The following is a 5,563-nucleotide window of genomic DNA, read 5'->3' as shown; positions in this document are numbered from 1 at the left end:
GGGGAGCGGGGGAGCAGGGGAGACAAACTCTCCTCTGCCCCTCTGCTCCTCTGCCTTTCTGCTCCTCTGCCCCTCTGCCCTTCTGCTCCTCTGCCTCTGTGCCCTTCTGTCCTCTTCTGCTGCAACTGTGCCACAAGCGCAGGGTTATCAATAACTGGGGATGTATCGGGTAAAATGCTTACTCTAGTAAAGCCGCCAGCAGCAGCAGCTTGTAAGAAAGACAAAAGGGTTTCCCGTTCTTCAAAGCCAGGTTCACCAGAGTGGCTATACAAATCAACTAACCCAGGGCCGAGAACTAATCCCTGACAATCTCTGATTTGAGTATCGGAACTGATATCAGAAATGTGCGAAGCCACTTCTCGGATATAACCATCAGCAATCAGCACATCAAAGAGTTCGTCGATTTCAGAAACAGGGTCAATTACTCGTACTTTTTGCAGCAGTTCAATCATAAAAGTTTTTAGTTATGAGTTAGGAGTTAAGTAGGTAGGCATAATTAAACATAAAGTAAAATCCTAGTTCGTAGCGAGCGATTCATCGCTCAAAGCAAGGATTCTTAGGACTAAAGTCCTTACTACAAACTTTAATTTATTTACGTCTAGCTACTTATGAGTTATTTGTTCTTCAGTCATCGCTTCTAACTTTATTCCTCACTCCTTCTAACTCCTTCTAACTCCTAACTCCTAACTCCTTACTCCTTACTTAGCACTCAGCACTCAGCACTCCTCACTCCTCACTCACAACGCTCCCGCTGCTGTTTTATCTAGTACACCCCCACCAAAGTGATAAGTGATATTCATCGCTTGCAGTACTGGTAAACCATCGATTCCAGCAGTGTAGTCGATAACACTGACTGCACCATTACCCTGACGAAAACTCCAGAAGTTTTCCAGCGATAAACCCAGAATGTGACAAAGCAAGGTTTTGTTAGTAGCGTCATGAGCTACTACTAATACAGTTTTGGATTGATTATTTGATGCTGTTTGCAGAATTGATTGCCAAGCTGCAACGCTGCGTTCCCATACCTGTTGCAGATTCTCCCCTTCAGGCATTTGCACTTGCGTTGGTATCAGCCGCCATCGCTGCAACTCTCCCGGAAACTCTTGCTCTATCTCTGTTTCTAATTTTCCTTCCCAGAGACCATGACTGATTTCTCTTAAACCATCTTGCAATTCTAACTTGACATTCGGATGTCGTTTTAAGATAATCTCTGCTGTTTCTTTAGGGCGCAGCATGGTGCTACTTACAGCAAAATCAATCTCTACGTCTTGAAGAAATTCACCTGCTTTTTGTGACTGTTGTCTACCGTTGTCGTTGAGGGGGACATCAATTTGTCCTTGAAACCTGGTTTGGCGATTCCAGTCGGTTTCACCGTGACGCACTAGTAACAATCGTACTCCTTGATGATCCGGTCGCAATGAGGGTAGAGTTTCTCCGGTGTGTTGCGTCTGATTTAAGGATTCTAGCTGGACTGGTTCGCCCAATCCTCCAGCAAAATTTAATACGGTGATGCCACAGTTAGATTGCTGTATTGAATGGTAGCGACTGGGAGGAATTGCTAATGCTGTGCTAATCAAGGCGCGATTAATTCCGTTATGTCCCACGATGAGAATGGTTTCGCCTTGATGTTGGGACAAAATTTCTTGCCAAAACTGCCGTGCTTGTTCGTATAAAGCAAGAACGGGAAAATGTTCTCTTGTTCCTTCTGCATCATTAAGCAGCATCCGCAGTTCGTCGGGGTGTTGATGCCAAGTGCGGTAATCTTCAGCAAATTTTTGCTTGACTTGGGCAGTCAGCAATGCTTCCCATAAAGGTAGGTCGATTTCTAGCAGCAAATCAGAAACTTGAACTACAGCAGATTGTTTAGCATGAGTAGCTAACTCATTATGGATAATATCTGCTGTATGTTTCGCTCGTTGCAGGGGACTGCTGTAAATCGCATTGAATAAGATATTGCTGAGGGCTTTGCCTACAAGACTTGCATCATTACGACCTTTTTCGGTTAATGTTGACGCATCAGTGCGTCCTTGGATACGCCGCTCGGTATTATAACCGCTTTGACCGTGGCGCACAATGATGACACGAGTCATCGCAAAGCCCTCCTCTTATCTTGACGATTAATTTTACTGCAAAACGATTGCATAATTATCGACTCAGGAAGGCGGATTGAGTCAGGCGCAAAACTTTATTCTGCTAGAGGAGGCTGTACGATTGGCTAAAACTGCCGTTGTCTGAACGATATTTTCTAATAAAGCTGTTTTGATTTAAGTAAAAAAACAAGAGTAAAAATGATCTGGAAATAATTTCAGAATTGTGCCTAGTACAATGTCTAACCTAGTAATGAAAAGTTCGTAGTAAGCACTTTAGTGCTTAGAAACTTCCAGACTAAAGTGCTTACTACGAACTTGTTGACCTTACTAATTTAAACTTAACAGACTATAGCAAAAATTTTGGCCAACGCATAATTAATTAAAACTACAACGTCAGCTTTTATCCCTGCTTATTCTCTCCCTATATCTAGCTGTACTTGCAATCCATCATTGTCACCGCCTGACTGAGCCGGTGTTAAGAAAACTGAAGTGTCTGGCTGTGATAATGATTCGTTAAAGCGAATTTGGGCTGGAGTTTTATTTTCTCTTCGATTATTGTTGGAAAGACTTGCTGGATTAGTTTGCTCAAAAAAACTTTTAAAGTCATCTTGGGCTGTTTTCCGATCGATTCCAAGTAGATAATCACCACTTAATCGATATTGTCCGGCGGGATTTGAGTTTGATGCTGGTGATTGAGCGTAGACTTGGCTTCCTAAGCTTGCAAGGGCTGCCGTAATCCCTAAGAAAGCAATAATTTTGGCGTTCATTTGTTTTATCCAAATTATTTTTAATATTGCTTGTCTATTATTCTCTGGGAAAAAGATTTTGATTAACTCTATTGTTAGGTTCAACTATAATAATTTTATTGCGTATATACTTAGCGTGTCAATAATTTTTGCTATCTTAGGGATTAACAAGTTATAGCTTTGATATCTCTTGATAAGTTGGATTATCTGGTTCAGTTTCTTAGCGATCGCACTTAAGTTCGTTAAGATATGCCAGGATGAAACCAGGGATGCCAACAGATACAACCGCATTCCCTTTTTTAGTCGTTTACTTTTATTATCAGTGTCACAGGATAGCGATCGCACTGGTCATACTGATTAAGTTTTTGTACTATTTTTCTTCAACTATAGGACTCATATTTGATTTCTGAAAAAACTTAGTACACCTTAGAAAGCTTTCTTTCCTGTTCCCTATTCCCTATTCCCTGTTCCCTGCCTACGCAGGTAAATTCAGGAATCAAACCGGATTCCTATAGCACAGTATTAATTGAACAGCGATCGCACCTTGGTTGATGAAAGAATAGCGATGTTTAACGACAGACAAGCCAAAGAAACATCTACGTATCTACTCAGGGACTTGCACAATGTGAGCGATGGCATTTCCCAAACGAGTAAAGTGATTTGGATTGAGGGTCAACAGAGAGTCTACCTCTGCTTTTAAAGCAGCTTGAGCAATTAAAGCATCAAAAACACCCCCACCGGGAAGATTTAAAGTTGCCATTTGAGCAATTGCAGCCTGATAATCATTGAAAAGCAGTGGAACTCCCTCTAAATACTGTGACATATCTACAATAATCATCTCAGCTTGTTGGGGACTAATACGCGGTTGAATGGGTAAACGGGTGATGACAGAATATGTTTCAGCTAAACTGTGAGTTGAGATAAACCCTTGAATTTGCCCAGATTTTGCAGCTTGAATTTTGGAAAAGCAAACAGAATGTTGCGGGTGATTGACAATGAATGCTGGAACTAAGACAGAAGTATCAAACAAGACTTTCATTAAGTTATTTGATCCTGAATGCGTTCTTCTCTCAACTCATCTATAAAGGCATTGACATCAAAATTTTCTGGTAATTCTGCCTCTACAACTAAAATCCCTTCTTTTCGATAAATGTTTGGTTGGTTAAGGGGCAGTATATTGGTTATTTCAGAGTTTTGTTGAGTATGTTGTTCAGTAGCTTGCTGACTTAGCGTGTCAATTTTTTCTGCAATAGCTTGCAAAACAAATTGCTCAGTCGAAATTCCCTGACTGCTTGCCCATTTTTCAATCTTTTGTTGGAGTTGGGGAGGAAAGTTCATAGATGTAAATACAATTAATACTCCAATTGTAAAAGGCGATCGCCTACGATGGTCACTGAGCTTGTCGAAGTGCGGGCTACGCTTACGCACCTTGGTTGATGAAACAAAAGCATCGCTCAAAACTACTAGATTGCAAACTCTATCGCCTGGACTGGCTTTTTTAATTACGGATTAATTTTTTAGCCAATCGCCACAACAGAGAAAGCGGTAAAATTAATATCGCTAACAAGATTTGCACAAACTGACCTAACCGACGTAACCAGATATGGCGTTGCAGGATTGCTAAATTTTCTCGAATTGTCGCTGTATTGGGATGATTAACGCCTAACACCCGTTCGCACATTGCCAGGGCTTCAATCAACAGAGGTTCGGCATCACTGTAGCGTCCTTGGCTTTCGTAGAGGTTAGCTAAATTGTTCAAGCTAGTAGCCACATCCGGATGGTCGCCAGCAAACAGGCGCTTTCTCATTGCCAGGGCTTCAATCAACAGAGGTTCGGCATCACTGTAGCGTCCTTGGCTATCGTAGAGGTTAGCTAAATTGTTCAAGCTTAATGCCACATCCGGATGGTCGCCAGCAAACAGGCGCTTTGTCATTGCCAAAGCTTCAATCAACAGAGGTTCGGCATCACTGTAGCGTCCTTGGCTATTGTAGAGCAAAGCTAAATTGTTCAAGCTAGTAGCCACATCCGGATAGTCGCCAGCAAACAAGGACTGGCAAACATTTACGCATTCTTCACTCCAAGGTTCTGCTAATTTATATAATCCTTGTCCTTCGTAAAATCTTGTTATCCCCACAAATACGCAAATTACTTCATCGCTGAGGACTGATGCTAGAGAAATTATCTGTGCTTCTTTTGCTTCTTTTATCTCTGCAATTATACGTTTACCCAAGTCTTCGAGATGGAGAACAATATCTCTGATGCTTTCAATCTGCTCAGAAGTGGGTGAACCAGGAAGGATTTGGGCAAAGGCTATCATGGCGGTGGCGAAGGTTGTTTCCAAAACTAATTTCATCTCGCCAGCATCGGCTAACTGTGCTTGCAAAAACCACCGCACTAAGGCATGAATTTTATAATATCCTGCTCTTTCTTCTACCAGTTGCAGCAAATTGCGCCCGTAGAGTTGATTTTTAGCTGCGTTTAATTCATCTTCTGACCAAATTAGCTGTCTTTGTTGCTGATTTTCTGCTTCCCCTCCACCTGTCGTCATCCGAACAACCAAATCCCAAAGAATCTGTACAGGAGAAAATAAACTCAAAAATATTCCTAGTTGTTGTGCTACTAGGTCAAGTTCTGACCAAGTTAAAGCAAAGGCGGCTTTGACTCCCAGTTGAGTTGAGTTGAGAGTTTCCCAGTCTTGTAAAGCTGCTTCTGCTAATTTACGTTGTT

6 protein-coding genes and 1 pseudogene are annotated in these 5,563 nt (G+C 41.8%); 1 reads left to right on the top strand and 6 read right to left on the bottom strand.

Annotation, left to right across the window (positions count from 1 at the left end; genetic code table 11):
- The 3 genes and pseudogenes from IQ229_RS10970 to IQ229_RS10960 form a co-directional block, all read right to left on the bottom strand.
- Positions 1-452 (bottom strand): annotated as a pseudogene (locus IQ229_RS10970) (dihydroorotase); the annotation flags it as partial.
- Positions 453-737: 285 nt separating this feature from the next.
- A complete protein-coding gene (locus IQ229_RS10965) occupies positions 738-2,090 on the bottom strand; it encodes a histidine phosphatase family protein (protein ID WP_194043622.1) in 1,353 nt (450 codons plus the stop codon).
- A gap of 410 nt (positions 2,091-2,500) precedes the next feature.
- On the bottom strand, positions 2,501-2,857 hold the full coding sequence (locus IQ229_RS10960) for a hypothetical protein (protein WP_194043620.1): 357 nt from the start codon (positions 2,855-2,857) through the stop codon (positions 2,501-2,503).
- A 169-nt stretch (positions 2,858-3,026) separates the two neighbouring features.
- Between IQ229_RS10960 and IQ229_RS10955 the strand changes: the two genes are divergently transcribed.
- Positions 3,027-3,197 (top strand): hypothetical protein, encoded by a 171-nt coding sequence (locus tag IQ229_RS10955; protein ID WP_194043618.1) that lies wholly within the window; start codon positions 3,027-3,029, stop codon positions 3,195-3,197.
- Between the two features lie 243 nt (positions 3,198-3,440).
- On the opposite strand, the gene IQ229_RS10950 is transcribed toward IQ229_RS10955, so the two are convergent.
- The 3 genes from IQ229_RS10950 to IQ229_RS10940 all read right to left on the bottom strand — a co-directional run.
- A complete protein-coding gene (locus IQ229_RS10950; RefSeq protein WP_194043616.1) occupies positions 3,441-3,875 on the bottom strand; it encodes a type II toxin-antitoxin system VapC family toxin in 435 nt (144 codons plus the stop codon).
- Positions 3,875-4,294, bottom strand: a complete 420-nt coding sequence (locus tag IQ229_RS10945; RefSeq protein ID WP_228013380.1) for a hypothetical protein — start codon at positions 4,292-4,294, stop codon at positions 3,875-3,877. The genes IQ229_RS10950 and IQ229_RS10945 overlap by 1 nt, the downstream gene beginning before the upstream one ends.
- Positions 4,295-4,334: 40 nt before the next feature.
- A partial coding sequence (locus IQ229_RS10940) for a tetratricopeptide repeat protein (RefSeq protein WP_194043614.1) occupies positions 4,335-5,563 on the bottom strand: 1,229 nt, incomplete at its 5' end.

It is taken from the genome of Nostoc cf. edaphicum LEGE 07299 (assembly GCF_015207245.1).
In the GTDB taxonomy this organism is placed as follows: domain Bacteria; phylum Cyanobacteriota; class Cyanobacteriia; order Cyanobacteriales; family Nostocaceae; genus Nostoc; species Nostoc edaphicum_B.
The sequence above is the reverse complement of the archived record's forward strand: the minus strand, read 5'-3'. Positions and strand labels throughout refer to the sequence as shown.